At 61.6% G+C, this 15,702-nt stretch carries 14 protein-coding genes and 1 tRNA gene; 9 read left to right on the forward strand and 6 right to left on the reverse strand.

Going from position 1 to position 15,702, the window contains the following annotated elements:
- Window positions 1-318: 318 nt before the first annotated feature.
- Together AC5WNJ_RS02225 and AC5WNJ_RS02230 are read right to left on the reverse strand one after the other, a co-directional pair.
- Entirely contained in the window at window positions 319-2,451 is a 2,133-nt protein-coding gene (locus AC5WNJ_RS02225; protein ID WP_495930367.1) for a TonB-dependent siderophore receptor, read from the reverse strand.
- Window positions 2,452-2,713: 262 nt separating this feature from the next.
- On the reverse strand, window positions 2,714-3,418 hold the full coding sequence (locus tag AC5WNJ_RS02230; protein WP_176676131.1) for a hypothetical protein: 705 nt from the start codon (window positions 3,416-3,418) through the stop codon (window positions 2,714-2,716).
- Between the two features lie 253 nt (window positions 3,419-3,671).
- On the opposite strand from AC5WNJ_RS02230, the gene AC5WNJ_RS02235 reads away from it, so the two are divergent.
- Window positions 3,672-3,748: transfer RNA gene (locus AC5WNJ_RS02235), tRNA-Ile, on the forward strand.
- A 25-nt stretch (window positions 3,749-3,773) separates the two neighbouring features.
- On the opposite strand, the gene AC5WNJ_RS02240 is transcribed toward AC5WNJ_RS02235, so the two are convergent.
- Both AC5WNJ_RS02240 and AC5WNJ_RS02245 read right to left on the reverse strand, forming a co-directional pair.
- A complete protein-coding gene (locus AC5WNJ_RS02240) occupies window positions 3,774-3,962 on the reverse strand; it encodes a hypothetical protein (protein ID WP_176676132.1) in 189 nt (62 codons plus the stop codon).
- Between the two features lie 63 nt (window positions 3,963-4,025).
- Window positions 4,026-4,583, reverse strand: coding sequence for a PRC-barrel domain-containing protein (locus AC5WNJ_RS02245; RefSeq protein WP_176676133.1), 558 nt, complete (start codon window positions 4,581-4,583; stop codon window positions 4,026-4,028).
- Window positions 4,584-5,257: 674 nt separating this feature from the next.
- Between AC5WNJ_RS02245 and AC5WNJ_RS02250 the strand changes: the two genes are divergently transcribed.
- From AC5WNJ_RS02250 to AC5WNJ_RS02260, 3 genes are all read left to right on the forward strand, one after another.
- Window positions 5,258-5,617 (forward strand): hypothetical protein, encoded by a 360-nt coding sequence (locus AC5WNJ_RS02250; RefSeq protein WP_253063118.1) that lies wholly within the window; start codon window positions 5,258-5,260, stop codon window positions 5,615-5,617.
- 621 nt (window positions 5,618-6,238) lie between these two features.
- On the forward strand, window positions 6,239-6,553 hold the full coding sequence (locus AC5WNJ_RS02255) for a hypothetical protein (protein WP_043333132.1): 315 nt from the start codon (window positions 6,239-6,241) through the stop codon (window positions 6,551-6,553).
- Window positions 6,554-6,779: 226 nt separating this feature from the next.
- The gene (locus AC5WNJ_RS02260; RefSeq protein ID WP_176676135.1) at window positions 6,780-7,007 is read left to right on the forward strand and encodes a hypothetical protein; all 228 of its coding nucleotides are present in this window, start codon (window positions 6,780-6,782) and stop codon (window positions 7,005-7,007) included.
- A gap of 130 nt (window positions 7,008-7,137) precedes the next feature.
- Here the strand turns inward: AC5WNJ_RS02260 and AC5WNJ_RS02265 are convergent, their stop codons facing one another.
- Window positions 7,138-8,751 carry a peptidoglycan DD-metalloendopeptidase family protein gene (locus AC5WNJ_RS02265; protein ID WP_253063120.1) on the reverse strand — a complete coding sequence of 538 codons (1,614 nt, stop codon included), beginning with the start codon at window positions 8,749-8,751 and terminating at the stop codon, window positions 7,138-7,140.
- Window positions 8,752-9,260: 509 nt separating this feature from the next.
- Between AC5WNJ_RS02265 and AC5WNJ_RS02270 the strand changes: the two genes are divergently transcribed.
- Window positions 9,261-10,166 (forward strand): LysR family transcriptional regulator, encoded by a 906-nt coding sequence (locus AC5WNJ_RS02270; protein WP_176676137.1) that lies wholly within the window; start codon window positions 9,261-9,263, stop codon window positions 10,164-10,166.
- A 140-nt stretch (window positions 10,167-10,306) separates the two neighbouring features.
- Window positions 10,307-11,317: a glutathione S-transferase family protein gene (locus AC5WNJ_RS02275; protein ID WP_176676138.1), complete on the forward strand. Its 1,011-nt coding sequence runs from the start codon at window positions 10,307-10,309 to the stop codon at window positions 11,315-11,317.
- A 40-nt stretch (window positions 11,318-11,357) separates the two neighbouring features.
- Here the strand turns inward: AC5WNJ_RS02275 and AC5WNJ_RS02280 are convergent, their stop codons facing one another.
- Window positions 11,358-11,870: a YaiI/YqxD family protein gene (locus AC5WNJ_RS02280; RefSeq protein ID WP_176676139.1), complete on the reverse strand. Its 513-nt coding sequence runs from the start codon at window positions 11,868-11,870 to the stop codon at window positions 11,358-11,360.
- 577 nt (window positions 11,871-12,447) lie between these two features.
- On the opposite strand from AC5WNJ_RS02280, the gene AC5WNJ_RS02285 reads away from it, so the two are divergent.
- From AC5WNJ_RS02285 to nfi, 3 genes are all read left to right on the forward strand, one after another.
- Window positions 12,448-14,139 (forward strand): DEAD/DEAH box helicase, encoded by a 1,692-nt coding sequence (locus AC5WNJ_RS02285; RefSeq protein WP_176676140.1) that lies wholly within the window; start codon window positions 12,448-12,450, stop codon window positions 14,137-14,139.
- A gap of 178 nt (window positions 14,140-14,317) precedes the next feature.
- Window positions 14,318-14,890, forward strand: coding sequence for a hypothetical protein (locus AC5WNJ_RS02290; RefSeq protein ID WP_176676141.1), 573 nt, complete (start codon window positions 14,318-14,320; stop codon window positions 14,888-14,890).
- Window positions 14,891-14,931: 41 nt separating this feature from the next.
- Window positions 14,932-15,699 carry a deoxyribonuclease V gene (gene nfi / locus AC5WNJ_RS02295; protein ID WP_253063122.1) on the forward strand — a complete coding sequence of 256 codons (768 nt, stop codon included), beginning with the start codon at window positions 14,932-14,934 and terminating at the stop codon, window positions 15,697-15,699.
- Window positions 15,700-15,702 lie beyond the last annotated feature (3 nt).

The following is a 15,702-nucleotide window of genomic DNA, read 5'->3' on the forward strand; positions in this document are numbered from 1 at the left end:
ACTCGCAGCCAGCTGGGACAGATGGCTCAGGTGCGAGGACCAGTCAGGACATTCATCAAGTGCCGCGTTTGCGGTCGTTGTTGTTGGTGGTGGTGGAATTGTTGGCGATGTAGTCGTCACGTCAATCACGCGAGCCGTGGGCATCGGTATCACGTGATTCGACATCGTAAGCGCAGAGTGCGAGTGCGATGTCAGAGGTGCCTGCATGCCAGATGTGTCAGACGATGAGTGGTTCAGGGCGATGGTGCCGGCGACATCCTTGCCGCCGGCGGGTCTTGCGGATCGATTCAGAATCGACGGACTGCGGAGGTGTCGGGATCAGAAATCATAGGTCAGGGTCGCGGTCATGCTGCGCTCGGCACCGTAGTAGCAGAAGCTGGTGTTGTAGCAGGACGCGATGTATTCCTTGTCGAACAGGTTGCTGACGTTGAGCTGTACGCTGGTGCCGCTCCAGCCGATCTGGCTCAGGTCGTAGCCGACCAGGGCATCGACCAGTGCGTAGTTCGGCACCTTCTCGGTGTTCTCGGAATCCGCCCACATGTCGGCGTAGTAGCGCACGCCGAGGCCGGCATTCAGGCCCGTGAGCGGGCCTTCATTGAAGGCGTAGTCACCCCAGACGCTGATCTGGTGCTTGGGCACCTGGTTGGCATCGTTGCCTTCGGTGCCATCTTTCGCCTTGGCATAGGTCACGTCGGTGTAGCTGTAACCGGCCTGCAGCGCGAAGTCGCGGGTCACCTGGGTACGGGCTTCCAGCTCCAGGCCCTGGGACTCGATCTCGCCGTAGGAGGTGTAGTAGCTGTCTTCCGGGTCCTTGGAGGCGACGTTTTCCTGATTGATGCGGAACAGCGAGACGCTGTACTGATCACGCGTGCCGTTGGGCTGGTACTTCATGCCGACTTCGACCTGCTTGCCGGTGGTCGGGTCGAGCAGGTCGCCGTCTTCATCGGTGTAGGAGTTCGGCGAGAAGGACGTGGAGTAGCTGACATAGGGCGAGATGCCGTTGTCGAAGCCGTAGATCAGGCCGATGCGGCCGCTCATCTCGTTGTCGTTCAGCTCGCTGGTGGTGTTGTAGTCACGATCGGTGTTCTTGATGTTGACCCAGTCCTGACGCAGGCCGGCGGCCAGGTTCCAGCGACCCCAGCTGATCTGGTCCTGCAGGTAGACACCGGTCTGGTCCAGCTCACGCTTCTGGTTCTCGGTGGCATAAATGGAGACATCGGCATCGCTGCTGCCGGAGACATCCAGCGTGCTGGCGGTGCCGTATTCCCAGTCCACGTCATTGGTGCGGGTCTGATAGTCGGCGCCGAACAGCAGGGTGTGATCGAAGGCGCCGGTGGAGAAGCGGCTTTCCAGCTGGTTGTCGACGGTCCAGGCGCGCAGGCTTTCCTCGCCGCCGGAGTAGTAGCGGGTCAGCTCGGTGTCCGAGGCCCAGCCATAGGCGTAGACCTGCTCGAGGTCCACATCGGAACGCAGATAGCGGAATTTCTGGCGTGCGGTGACAGCGTCATTGAAGCGGTGCTCGAAGTCGTAACCGAGCATGCGTTCGGTGCGATCGAATTCCTCGTAGTCTTCGTCACCTTCGTAGAAGTCGTTGCCGAGCTTGGTGCCGTTGTAGCTGACCACTGTGCCTTCATAGGGCAGGCCTGAGTGGTAACCGCCTTCCGGGTCCTTCTGGAAGTAGCCCATCAGGGTGACGGTGGTGTCGTCGGTGACATCCATGGTGATCTGCGGCGAGAAGGCGTATCGCTCTTCCTCGACGGAGTCGACCTGGGTGTCCTCGGCGCTGGCGAGGCCGGTCAGGCGGTAGGCGATACGCTGCTCGTCATCCAGCGGGCCGGTGAGGTCGAAGGCTGCGCTGCGTTCGTTGTCATCGCCGACGGTGAAGCGGACCTGGCCGGAGTCCTGGAACTCGGGGCGCTTGGACTGCATCGCGACCAGGCCACCCGGCGAGGAGCGTCCGTAGAGGACGGAGGACGGCCCTTTCACCACCTCGATGCTGTCGAGGAAGTAGGGGTCGATGGTCATCGAGCTGTAGGAGCCCGAGTCACCCATCAGCTTCAGGCCATCCAGGAAGGTGTTGCTGACACTGCCATCGGAGAAGCCACGAAGTACCAGATAGTCATAGCGGTTGGAGGCACCGATCTGGTTGGTGAAGACGCCCGGCGTGTAATCCGCGGCACGCTGTACCGTTTCGACGGCGCGCTTGTCGATATCGTCGCGCGTGATGGTGGAGACGGCCTGGGGGGTTTCCAGATAGCCGGTGTCGGTCTTGGTAGCCGCTGTGGTGGTCACCGTCATGGTGTCGAGGGTCTCGTCCTGAGACTCACGGTGGTCGGCCGCCATGGCCTGACCGGCAAAGGGCAGGCCAAGGCCAATCGCCAGTGCCAGAGGGTGCCTGGGCAGGGTCATCAGCAGGGAGCGAGTGGCTTTATGTGTGGCGGAGTCTTTCATGAGCGCGGTGTTCCATCCGGAATGATTTATATAGGAATGATTCTTGTTCGTCGTTTTATCCTCTGGGTAGACGTTCAGATGACAGCTTTCTGAACCATGAATGAGAATTATTTTTATCATTATCTTATGTCGTGGCGTCATGAGGGCTGACCATCGCCGTCAGGTGTGCCCTCGTTGGCTGACGCAGGCCGTCATCCTCGGCGGCTACCGGCACAAAAAAACCGCCCCGTGGGGCGGTTCTGGTGACGCGCTGTGCGGAAAGTTACTGGTCGACCATCTCGCCCTGCAGCGTGACGGGAATGTCGCCTACCAGCTTGCCGTAGCCCAGCAGGTTGAGCAGCGTGCTGCCGATCTGATTTCTGGCGACTTCTGCACTGTCCAGAGAGATTGGGTCGGCGTTGATGAAGGTCAGGTGGGTGGCATCCTGACGGGTGACCTTCAGCGGCAGGATCTCGCGGTGGGTACGGTTGCCATCGGTGGCCGAGAAGGGCACCTGCATGCGCGTCGTCTGGCCGGGCTCCAGCGCCGCGATGGCCAGCGGGTCAAGATTCAGGGTCAGCGTGGCCAGGCGCATCTGGCTGACGCCGGACAGCCACGGCGGCAGCTCGCCGACCTTGTCGAGCAGATCGGTCTGTCCGACGCTCAAGGGAATGCTCATCTTGCCATCATCTCCCACGGTGCCGCTCAGGCCATTGAGGTGATGCACGTGCTCCACGTTGCCCTGGCTGCCCTGCGCGGTCAGCGTCGCGGTGGCGCCGCTGCTGTCGGGTACCAGCTGCCAGGCGGCCTGGGTCGGCAGGCTGACACCGATACCACTCATGGCGAAGGCCAGTGCAGCGGCCTTGATCGGGGCGCTGAAGCGGCCTCCGTTGGTCGTGCCGGTGAGTCGGCTGGCGGGTTGGCCGGTCGAGCGGCGCGCAAGCGTGCGGCTCAGGGCGCGGGTCCAGCGAGAGAAAGGCAATGACATGTCATGACTCCTGATGGCCAGGGGCTTGATCGGGCGAGGCCCGCCATGAGCGCCTGGAAAAGATTCGATGCTGCAATGGCACCTTGGACAGACGGCGGCGCCAAGGGTTCGCGGCACTCGTCGCAGACAACAAGGCTGATGGGGGAGGACCAACGCACATCTCGCGTCGCAACCGGGAGTGGGAAATCGCTATGTTGTTGAGTTTTCGGGCTTTCCCGAGGCTCATGCTTTCGCTATCATATGCGCGCTGCATGGGCCCATAGCTCAGTTGGTTAGAGCACTCGACTCATAATCGATTGGTCGCAGGTTCAAGTCCTGCTGGGCCCACCATGCATGCCTTCCAGTGGGGTTTCATTCAGCTGATGCTCGAAAGCTCCAGTGCCCCGACAAGTCGCCAATGGCGGCTTTTTTTGCCTGCCATTCCGGCTTCTCTGGCTGTTCTTTCTCTTCTTTCTTTCTCTTCTTTCCCTTCTTCCCCCATCAGTGCATCAATGGCGTGATTTCTCGTGGTCCTGAACCACGAAAGCCCCATGCCGTGGGGCATGAGGCGTTTTCCTCTGCATTGATGCGGATCATCCGATTCAGGTGATCTCTTGCAGGGTCGCTATCACTGAGTCTCTTCTTCCATTTTCTGCTCAGTGTCATTGGCGGCACCGCTGATGGCGTTGCCGGCGGTGGTCAGCGCATTGGCAGTCGCCTGACGAGTGTCCTGCCATGCGCTGGCAGCAGTGTTCTTGGTTTCATCCCAGGCCGCTGCGGCGCTCTTGCGCGTGTCCTGCCACCAGTCAGTGGTGTAGTTCGGCTGCTGCTCGAACTCGCTCATATCCATGTCGAGGTGGATGCGGTATTCCAGGGCGTCCGGATCATCGCCCTGCTCGGTCTCGAGGGTGAACTTGCCCGTTTCCACGACGTACTGGTTCTCGTCCAGCCCCATGGAGTCATCGCTTTCGATGACCAGAGCGGCAACCTGCATGTTGTCGTCAAGCAGGATGTCCTCGACTTCACCGACCGCATTGCTGTCATCGTTGTGAAGGTAGACATCGGCATCCATCAATTCATCTGCGGAGTAGAGCCCCTGCGGACTGGCCATGGCCATGCTGGTAGTGGACAGCAGCGTGGTCGCGGTGATCGCACCCAGAATCTGTTTACGGTTCAGCTTGCTCATGCAGTACTCCTTGCGTGTTGAATCGGTACTTCTGGTCTGGTCCATCGAGCGCTTCCTTCTCGCTCGTGGCGCAAATGATTCGCCAGAACCATGACCTTACCCACTGAGATCCTGACGAGACCGACAAGTTTCAAGGGGGTGAAAGAAAAACTTGTACGAGAATTTCTCTGTCTGTCACATGCAAGGTGTAATGGAGCCCTGTACCTGTCACGAATAGGGCGCCCGCACACTGTCAGCAGGGGCCTGATGAAGGGGGCGAGTGGAGGATGCGAGCAGAGAGGTGAGGTGCTGAAGGGGGGGGGGCAAGGTCCGCTCTGTACGATGCAAAAAGTCGAAAAAGACATCTGTTTGTGCCGAAATCAGTGCGTTTTCGAGGCTTTTCTGCTCGCTGGCTGGCTTCCTGAAGAGTGGAGCAAGATGTTTTACACGTCAGATGAGGCTTTTTGTAGCGAAGTGTTACACAGTTTCTGTGGGGCGCTATCATGCCACAGCGGGCACATGGTGAGAGGTAAACGCTTGATCAGCGCACACGTAAATGCCTGCCAATTCCTCTACGCTAGCTGTACAGTTACGTTTTGATACGCGTTAAAACTTGTACAAATACTTGTAAGTGTCTAACTTTGTATTTGTCGAAGCACGGCGGGGTAGGCGGGAGATTTCCTGATACGACATTGATGGAGCTGCAGAGCCGCTTTTTCAATCCCCTGTCAGGTTGCCGCAAATTTTCACATCGTCATGCCGCCCGCTCCACCGGTTTCGAGCACATGTTTTTCATCATGGATCCAATGGAGGGCATCGAGATGAACACAGTACGCAAGGTTCCCATGGAGTGTTCACGCTGTGGCAGCAACCGGGTTCACCTCGAAGATTCCCCGGCAGATGATGACATCGTCAGTTGTGCCGAATGTGATGAGTTTCTGGGTGTCTGGTTCATGTTGCGTGATCGCCTTGAAGTCAGTGCACGCAAGCGAGCTGCGATTGACCCGGCTCTTATGGCGCAGAAGGTGGTCCAGCAGTTGGACGCCCCGACCTGAAGCAAGTGCCTGCAAGGCCAGTGTTCGCCAGTGTTCGTGAGGGCGCACAAGAGTTTTTTACCCCAGTGTCAGCAGTTTGTCGTTCTGTCTCGGTCAATCGAGACTTGACGTCTGGCACTGTAGGTTGAGTAGAGATTTCCGTGATACCGCTGACGACTGTTCAGCGTCCTGGTTGACCTGCGACGAGCCGCGTTGCTTCCGCGATAGGTCGTGTTCTGCCTGAGAGTGTTTTCCCGGCCTTTGGTCGGGATTTTTTTGGGCTCAAGCCCATCAATACCCGTCTTACGCCCGTCCGAAGAGTGGTGTGGCAGACATTCCTTGATCTGGTATGCGTTTGATCTGCGTCATTCGCGAGGTGTTATCAGACTGTAAGATAGTGCTGTCAGACTCTTGCCGGTCGCGCGGCCATGAAGAGTGTTTCGCGCTCTGTGCGATAGCTTTCGCAGCCGTGAGCGAAGAGGCTGACCAGCGATAAATTGTGGCATCTAACCAAAAGTGCAATGGAGCCTGTTGCTATCTGTCTCCATCATGCGCACGCAAAATGAGCCACGTCTTGATGTTTCCTGTACTGAGAACCTGGTCATGACATCGTCATCTTTTGCGTCGAAAAGGAGTTCGCGCATGTTTACCCCATCAGTCCCGACCCGTAATGGGCCTCAGTGTCCCGAATGCAACGAAGCGCTGGATTGGCCTGCCCGTGATCTGCCGGATGATCACATCCTCAAGTGCCCCAACGGCCATGCGTTGTGTTCGATGGGCGATTTTCGCCTGGCGGCACGTGAGATGGCGCTGCAGGAAGAGTTCCGCCTGACGCGTGATGGCGCCAGGTCACACGGCCAGCATCGTGTGCCGGAGCGCCCCGTCGCGCGCATGTCCAACACCGCAAGTCACGGCACCAGCCATGAGTCGCTTGCCGGCAGCATCAGCGCCGCGTGACATCTGTCTGTTCGCGCCTGCCCCTCAAGCCCCGGGCACCGTGTCGGGGCTTTGCGTCTGAGCGCAGTGCCTGGGCGCGGTAGCTCGGTGAGCTAGCTCGAGCCGAATGGCGAGCGACTCCTGGCCAGCGGGGTTGCATGCCGTGTGAGTGGCCCCATGTCTTGGGGAGCCGCCAATCGATCAGCTTCAAGGTGAGCGGCCCAGACACCGAACAGGAGAATGCTTCATGTCAGATCTTTCCGAGGAACTGCGTATTCCCAAGCCGTGCCCGGACTGTGGTAGCCAGCGAGTCCGCGTCTCGCAGGTCCATAATCCCGACGACAAGGTGTTCTGTGCATCCTGCGGTACCTACATCTGTCTGTATGCCGATGTGGCCAAGATGCGTGAGGAGGGCACGAGCAGCGAAACGGAAGAGCTGCTGGAGCAGGCCTCCAACAAGGGCATCAAGAAGTGACCTGATCCCCGGCTGAGACACCGACAAACGAAAAGGCCCCCACCGTATGGTGAGGGGCCTTTTCGTTTGTCGTGCGTGTTTCCTGTCAGGCGCAGACCCTGTGCTTGAGGGCCCGCGCCTGGGTTCGCGTCTAGCTCTCGTCACCCTGACTCGGGGTGGAGGCCTTGGCGATGGCGCCAGTGTTGTCGGCGGCTTCCAGCTTGGCCAGCATGTTCTCTGACTGACGCTTGAAGTTGGCGAGCGCCTTGCCGGACAGAGACTTGTTGTTCGGCAGCTGAACGCGCATGGGATCGACCTGGCGGTTGTTGACCATCACCTCATAGTGCAGGTGCGGGCCGGTGGAGCGGCCGGTGTTGCCTGACAGGGCGATCTTCTCACCCATGGTCACGCGCTCGCCTTTCTTGACCAGCGGACGTGACAGGTGCAGATAACGGGTCTTGTAGCCGTTGTCCATGCGCAGCACCAGATAGCGACCGGCCAGCGGGTGGTTGCCGACCAGCTCGACGACGCCATCCGCGGTGGAAAGCACCGGCGTGCCGGTACGCACCGCGAAGTCAGTGCCCTTGTGCGGGCTGATGCGTCCGGTCACAGGGTGGCGACGGCTCAGGTTGAACGGCGAGCTGATGCGCGCCTTGTGCGCCAGCGGGTAGCGATTGAAGGCCGGGTCGAGGCCCTTGCCATCAGGGGTGTAGTAGCGGCCATCGCTGCTGTTGCGCACCACGGTCAGTGACTTGCGAGAACCTTCGTAGCGTGCGGCGAGGATGCGGGAATCCATGCTGGTACCGTCGATCATGTCGGACTCGACCAGTACCTGGAACTTGTCACCCTTGCGCGTATCGCGTCGGAAATCGATCTTCTTGCCCAGCACCTGGGTCAGCTGGCTGACTTCCGCGACGCCCAGGCCAGTGGATTCCGCTGACAGGGAGAAGCTGCCACTGACCGTACCGGCGAACATGCGCTGAGTGGCCTGGGTCGCCTTCTCTATCTTGGCGACATTGAAGCTTTCACCGCCGGTCTCACGCTTGACCATGAAGCCGCGACGCGCGTCCTTCATGATGCGCAGCGCCAGCAGGTTGCCGTCTTCATCCAGCTTGTAATCGAAGCTGTCGCCGATGCGCCAATGCGTCAGCACGCGCTTGTCAGGCAGCGCCTTGAGGATGCGCGTGGTTTCGCTGTAGCCAAGGCCCAGCGAGCGCTCCGCCATCACGGCGAAGGTATCACCGGCCTGCACGGTATAGGTCTGCCACTCGGGCACATAGACTTCCTCGACCGCCAGCTCGGTCTGCAGCGTCGGGCTTTCGCCGAGCTCGACCGGGTCGACGGAGAGGTCGTCATAGGAGGTGCCGCCGGCCTGTTCGTCGGTCGCGGTGCCGATGACGGCTTCCGCGGTCTTCACTGCCGCCGGCGCCAGTGCCACGATCGGGGCTGCCGTCTGGCTGTCAGGGTGATAGTTGGCATCCGTCAGCAGTGTCGGCATGTCGAAATCGATGGCGACGATCTCGCTGGGCGTCAGCGCTGCCAGCGGAATGTCACCGGAGGCCGAGCTGGCCGCTGTCTGATTGGCGAGCTGCGCCGGGCTCAGAGGAGACTGAGTGTCGTCGGCGGCAGCAATTGCCAGCGGCAGCTTGGCCGGGGTGCTGGAATTTGCACTGGCCAGATCGATGGCGATGGACTGTGATGTCTTGGAGACATCAGGAGCATCGAATGTTTCGAGAAGCTTGTGAGCACCCAGCACGGTAACCATGGTGGCAACAGGTAAAAGAAGATACTTGTGCGCGCGAGGGAGCGAATGAAGAATTCGCAGCATATGTGACCGATAAAGTTATGTGAAATGAAAAGATGGCAACAATGAGGCATTCGAACCTTAACCAAGGTTCCCATCGTTCGATAGGCTGGACGCATATCCAGTATGAGTAATTCAACCCTGTTTAGATCATTGACGACGCAGTTGGCGGTACCGGCAACATGAGGTCTGGCGAAAATAGCGCCATTTTTGCTTAGGAAACGCTGTTCAGGCAGTAAATCCTGCTTGGTGTTAAATTTTGTAAAGTTAAGCAAAATAGCGTATTTGTCCTCCTGCATTTCAGAGGATGCCGTCCTGATGTCCGAGGATTGCGACCAGATGTCGGGAGTCTGACAGCACAGAATGCTCTTTTGCTTCCGTCGGGTTGCAGTATCAGGTGTCTGGTTTTTTGCGTCTGGCATGTCAGGATTGCCCCGTGCATTCCCGTACGTTCTGCAAGAGGAATCCCGATGTCGTCACGCGTGACACTGGCTCAGTGGCAGATGCTGGCCGCCGTGGTGGACCACGGCAGCTTCGCGCGTGCGGCGGCCGCGATCCACAAGAGTCCCTCGACCCTGAATCACGCCGTGCATCGTCTCGAGACCTTGCTGGGCGTGCAGGTGCTGGAGCCGGTCGGGCGCAATGTCCGGCTGACCGAGGCGGGTGAATTGCTGCTGCGCCGGGCGCGTCAGCTGATCGAGAATGCGCGGGCACTCGAGGATGTGGCCGATGCGTTGTCGGCAGGCATGGAGAGCGAGATCGCCATCGCGGTGGATCAGCTGTTTCCGTCGGATGTGCTGGCACGGGCGCTGGAAGCCTTCTCGACGGCCTACCCTCAGGTGCGTGTCCAGCTGCACGAGACGACGCTGACCGGCGGGCGCGAGCTGTTCGAGGAGAAGGAAGCGGACCTGTTGATCAGCGGCCTGATGCTGGATGACCATCTCGGCACCCCGTTGCTGCGTGAAACCTTCATCGCCGTAGCGGCGCCGGGGCACCCGCTGCATGCCCTCGGGCGTCCGCTGGATCTGCGTGACCTCGTGCAGCATCGCCAGCTGGTGGTACGCGACAGCAGCCGTTCCAGCGGCATGGATGCCGGCTGGCTCAAGGCCGAGGCGCGCTGGACGGTGAGCCACTTGGCCACGTCAGTCGATCTTGCCGAACGCGGACTGGGCTTCGCCTGGTTGCCCCGCACCCGCATGAGCGAGGCTCTGGCTCGGGGGCGGCTGTTGCCACTGCCGCTGGCCAATGGCGGCGAGCGCGAAGTGTCGCTGATGCTCTATCTGTCGGACGATGATCGCGCGGGCCCTGCCGTCCGGGCGATGAAGGCGCAGCTGCACGCTGCCGTCGAGCGGGATGCCAGCGAGCGGCGTTCCTGAACGGCGTGAGGGCTTGAGAAAAGCGCGTGACGTGATCGTTCGAGACACTCGATCGTTGCCACGCAGTGAATTCGCTTGCGCTGTCGCGCTTGGCTCTTAGGCTGGGGGCATCCCCTCAAGCCATACAAGGAGCGTGCAAGATGGGCTTACTGGTCGACGGCAAGTGGCAGGATCGCTGGTATGACACCGACAGCACCGGCGGTGAATTCAAGCGCGAGAGCGCGCGGCTCAGGGATTGGGTCGTGGCGCCCGATGCCACGCTCGAGGGGCCGCAGGGACAAGCGGCCGTGCCCGCCAGCGCAGACCGTTTCCATCTTTACGTCTCGTTGGCCTGCCCCTGGGCGCATCGCGCGCTGATCATGCGCTCTCTCAAGGGGCTCAAGCCGCTGATCGGCATGTCCTGCACCAGCCCATTGATGCTTGAACATGGCTGGAGCTACCTCGAGGAAGAAGGCTCCAGCGGTGATCCGATCAATGGCGTGCGCTATCACCACCAGCTCTACACCCTGACCGACCCGCACTACACCGGCCGTGTCACCGTGCCGGCACTGTGGGACAAGCAGACCGGTCGCATCGTCAACAACGAGTCGGCGGAGCTGGTGCGCATCTTCAATGACGCCTTCGATTCGCTGACCGGCAATGATCTGGATTTCTATCCAGAGGACCTGCGCGGCGAGATCGATGCCATCAATGCCGAGGTCTATGACAAGGTCAACAATGGTGTCTACAAGACCGGATTCGCCACGCGGCAGGAGGTCTACGAGCGTCACTTCACGGCGCTGTTCGAGTGCCTGGATTTACTGGAGCGTCGGCTGGCCGACTCGCGCTACCTCACCGGTGAGTGGCTGACCGAAGCGGACATCCGGCTCTTCACTAGCCTGGTGCGCTTCGACGTCGTCTATCACGGTCACTTCAAGTGCAACCAGCGCCGCATCAGCGACTATCTCAATCTCGCCAACTACCTGCGTGAACTCTACCAGTGGCCGGGTATCGCCGAGACCTGCCACTTCGATCACATCAAGACCCACTACTACGGCAGCCAGCTGGCCGTGAATCCGACCGGCATCGTGCCCATCGGCCCGGCGCTGGACCTTGAGGCGCCCCATGATCGTGAGCGCCTGACGGGACAGGGCATCCGCCGTCACGCCTGACGAAAGTCTCCCGGATTCCTGCCGTTGCCTCCGGCGCGGGTCAGGCGCCCGGTCTCGGACGTCTGGCCTTCGCCAGCCAGCGATCCAGAGCGTTGCCGAAGTCGCGCTGCTCGCGCTGGCCATAGGCGGACGGGCCGCCGGTATGCTCACCGCTGGAGCGCATGCTTTCCATGAAATCGCGCATCTGGACCTTGGCGCGGATATTGTTGGCATCCAGCGTCTCGCCACGGCTGGTCATCACCAGCGCGCCTTTCTCGATCGCTTCCAGCGCCAGTGGCAGGTCGGAGGTGATCACCATGTCGCCGCGACGTGCACGCTCGACGATCAACTGATCCGCCGCATCCGCGCCGGCCGGCACCGACAGTGCCTTGACGTGCGCGGAGCGGGGCAGGGGAACCTGGTGATTGGCCACGAACCAGGTGGGCGTCGCGGTGCGTTCCGCGGCGCGCACCAGGATGTCGCGCGCGGCGCGCGGACAGGCGTCGGCGTCGACCCACAGCGTGGCGAGGGGCTCGCTCGAGTCAGTGCTGGCGGGGGCTTGCGTATCAGTCATGCCGTCTCCTGTCAGAGAATGATGGGCGAGGGCGCGCCGCGCCGATGAGCGTCAGGCTTGCGACCAAGGTCAAAAGAAAGGATGCAGAATGCGCGAGGGACTGCTAGAATGCCAGCTCCTCGCATGTAGTGACCCACCATCCTGAGTAGCCGAGCCCGACGTGATCGCCGTTTCTTGTGGCCATCAGCCGGTATTTCGCGCCTCCCGGACCGCGTGGCGTAGCTTGCCCCAGCCATCCGTGACCCCTCGATTCGATCGATGTCCGGCCGCCGCGATGCAAGACCCGTCCCTGTCCACAGTGTGCATGATGGAGCGCCCCGAGACTCTGAGTAGAAGAGCCTCTGGTTGCTGTACGGTCGCCGCAGCGTTGTGCCTGAAAGTGGAAATGCGTCCATCTTCAGAGCAACCCGGGCCCGTCCATGCCAAGACGTCCAGCACTCGTACGTTTTTTCTGATGATGCCAGCGCCTCGTGCCTGATCGCATCGCCAGACGGAGCCCTTACGCTTCGTGTCGGTTCAACCCGACCCATTCTTCAGCTGCAAGCTTCACTTGCAGCCATTTAGGTGTGAGATATACATGACCACGACTTCCGTCGTCGATCGCTTCAGCGATCTTGCCCTGCTGCCTGCCGTCCTGACCTCTCTCGAGAAGCTGGGCTACGAAACGCCGTCCCCCATCCAGGGCCAGACCATCCCGAGCCTGCTCGAAGGCCGTGACATGATCGGCCAGGCCCAGACCGGCACCGGCAAGACTGCGGCCTTCGCTCTGCCGCTGCTGACCCGCCTGGACCTCGACCGCCGTGAACCGCAGGTTCTCGTGCTGGCTCCGACCCGTGAGCTGGCCCAGCAGGTCGCCGTCAACTTCACTCGCTACGGTCAGTTCATGCGTGGCCTGGAAGTGGCCACTCTCTGCGGTGGTCAGGACTACCGCGAGCAGATGCGTAGCCTCAAGAGCGGCGCCCAGATCGTCGTCGGTACTCCGGGTCGTGTCATCGACCACCTGGACCGCAAGAGCCTGAAGCTTGACGGCCTGTCCGCACTGGTGCTGGACGAAGCCGACGAGATGCTGCGCATGGGCTTCATCGATGACGTCAAGCGCGTCGTCGCCGATACCCCGAAGGAAGCGCAGCGTGTCTTCTTCTCCGCGACCCTGCCGGCCGAGATCGAGCGTATCGTCAACCGTTACCTGGTTGATCCGGTCAAGGTGACCATCAAGTCCGAGTCCAAGACTGCTTCCACCATCGAGCAGATGATGGTGCGTGTCGAAGGCGGCGCGAAGCTGGAAGCCCTTTCCCGTCTGCTGGAAGTCGAGACCGTCGATGCGGCCATCGTCTTCGTGCGCACTCGTGCGGCCTGTACCACTGTCGTCGAGCAGCTGATCGCTCGCGGTATCTCCGCGGCGGCACTGTCCGGTGATCTGGACCAGTCCCTGCGTGAGCGCACCGTGACTCGCCTGAAGCGTGGCAAGGTCGACGTGCTGGTCGCCACCGACGTCGCTGCTCGTGGTCTGGACGTGGCGCGCATCACCCACGTCATCAACTACGACCTGCCGGGTGACAGCGAAGCCTTCGTTCACCGTACCGGTCGTACCGGCCGTGCCGGTCGTGAAGGTCGTGCCATCACCTTCGTCAGCGGTCGCGAGATGCGCAAGGTCCGCTGGATGGAGCAGGCCCTTGGTCAGCGCATCACCGAACGCCAGCTGCCGAGCGAAGACGAGATCCGTGCTCACCGTGACGCGGCCTTCCGCGCTCGCGTCGTCGAGGCCCTGGGCAGCAGCTCCAACGGTCATCGCGCGCTGGTCCAGAGCCTGATCGAGGAAGGTCACGATCCGGTCGAGCTGGCCGCTGTCTTCGTCAAGATGGCGCGTGCCGGAGAGACGCCGATCCAGTCCCTGCCGAAGCCGGGCGCGCGTCGCAACGAGCGTTCCGAGCGTGGTGAGCGTCCGGAGCGTGGTGAGCGTCGCAACTCTGCCCCGGTCGCCCGGGAAGGCATGAAACTGTACCGCGTGGCCGTCGGTCACCGCGACGGGGTCAAGCCGGGCCAGCTGGTTGGCGCCCTGGCCAACGAAGGTGGCATCGAAGGTTCACGCATCGGTCGCATCGACATCCGCAACACGCACAGTGTCGTGGAACTGCCGAGCGGTCTGCCGACCAGCATCGTGTCCAAGATGGCGCGTGCTCGCGTCGCCGGTCGCCCGCTGGAGCTGTCTGAAGATGGCGGCCGCCCGCAGCGTCGTGAAGGTGGCAACGACGATCGTCGTCGCGCCTGATCAGGCCTGAGTCGGGCCAGCACTGATCGCAGTGTTGGCCACGGCTCCTGAAAAGACCGGTACCTCTCACGAGGTGCCGGTTTTTTTGTGCCTGGACGAAAGGCATCCCCGGTGCTGGTATCCTGTCGTGACATGGCGGTGGCGCCTTCACCGTCGATCATTTTCCGAGGATGCCCACATGATCTCTTCACTCGATGCCTTGCGCCGTGGCCTGCCCGCCACGCCTGCCCGCCAGCTGATGCTGTGTACTCTGCTGGCGACACCCTGGTTGCCACTCAGTGCGGCCCACGCCGAGTCCGACATGCCCGTCAGTAGCGCCACGCCGGAGATTCGCATCCCGCTGGTCTCGCTGGAGGCCCTGCGTCTGGCACCGGTGGTGTCACCGCAGGGCGAGACGCTGGGCAAGGTCGAGGATGTGCTCAGTGATACGCGTGGCCAGATCCATCGCCTGCTGATTCGCCCTGACGCCGGTGACAAGGCGGCCAGCATCGACTTCTCGCGCTTCACCCGTGAGGCGGTCAGTGACCCGCTGGCAGCCGCGGCGCCCGGCGACATCCGCTACCGACTGGTGCTCGACATGACGCCGGAGCAGCTGACGGCCCGCGCGGACCAACCGCTGTCCAATCGCCTGTCGCGTCAGCTGGAACGCAGCATGGGGGAGGTCGGCAACGGGCTGGACAGCTTCCGCAATCAGGCGGCGGAGGTGCTGCGTTCACTGGGCAAGCAGCTTGAAGGCGAGGGCGATCGATAGCATCTGAGGGAAAGAGACTCGCAACCGCCGAGAGGGAATGCATGAGTGAGTGGATGGCAGCACTGCACGATTGGAATCTCGACCCTGCCGCCGCCGTTGCCAAGCAACGCGAAATGGCCACTCGACTGACGCTGACACCGCCCTGGGGATCAAGTCCCGACGCGTGGCCAGCGACCATCACCGGGGTTGATATCGGCTTCGAGGATGGGGGCGAGGTGACACGCGCGGCGGTGGTGACGCTGGATCTGGCGACGCTGGAGCCCCTCGAGCAGCAGCTGGTCCGTCAGCCGACCCGCATGCCCTATATTCCGGGTCTGCTGTCGTTTCGCGAGCTGCCCGCCGCCATCGCCGCCCTCGAATCGCTGGAGCGTCCGCCCGAATGCCTGATGGTGGACGGCCACGGCATCGCACACCCGCGCCGCCTGGGCGTGGCGGCGCATCTCGGCCTGTGGTGTGACCTGCCATCCTTCGGCGTGGCCAAGAAGCGCCTGTGCGGCAAGTATGGCGAACCGGGCGATGCGCGCGGTGACTGGGTCGCGCTGACGGATTGCGTGCGTGAAGCGGATGGCAAGCTCGGCATCATCGAGAATACTGAGCTGCCCAAACGCGAACAGCGCAGCCAGCTGGGCGCCGTGCTGCGCTCACGCGCGAAGGTCAAGCCGGTATTCGTCTCGCCGGGCCAGCGCATGAATCTGGACACGGCGCTGGCGATGACCCTGCACTGTCTGGGCAAGACCAAGCTGCCCGAGCCGACCCGACTGGCGGACCAGCTCGCCAGCCGCCGCCTCAAGCGGCTTCGTGATGCCTAGCTG

The organism is Cobetia sp. PDI-23MA (assembly GCF_059507735.1).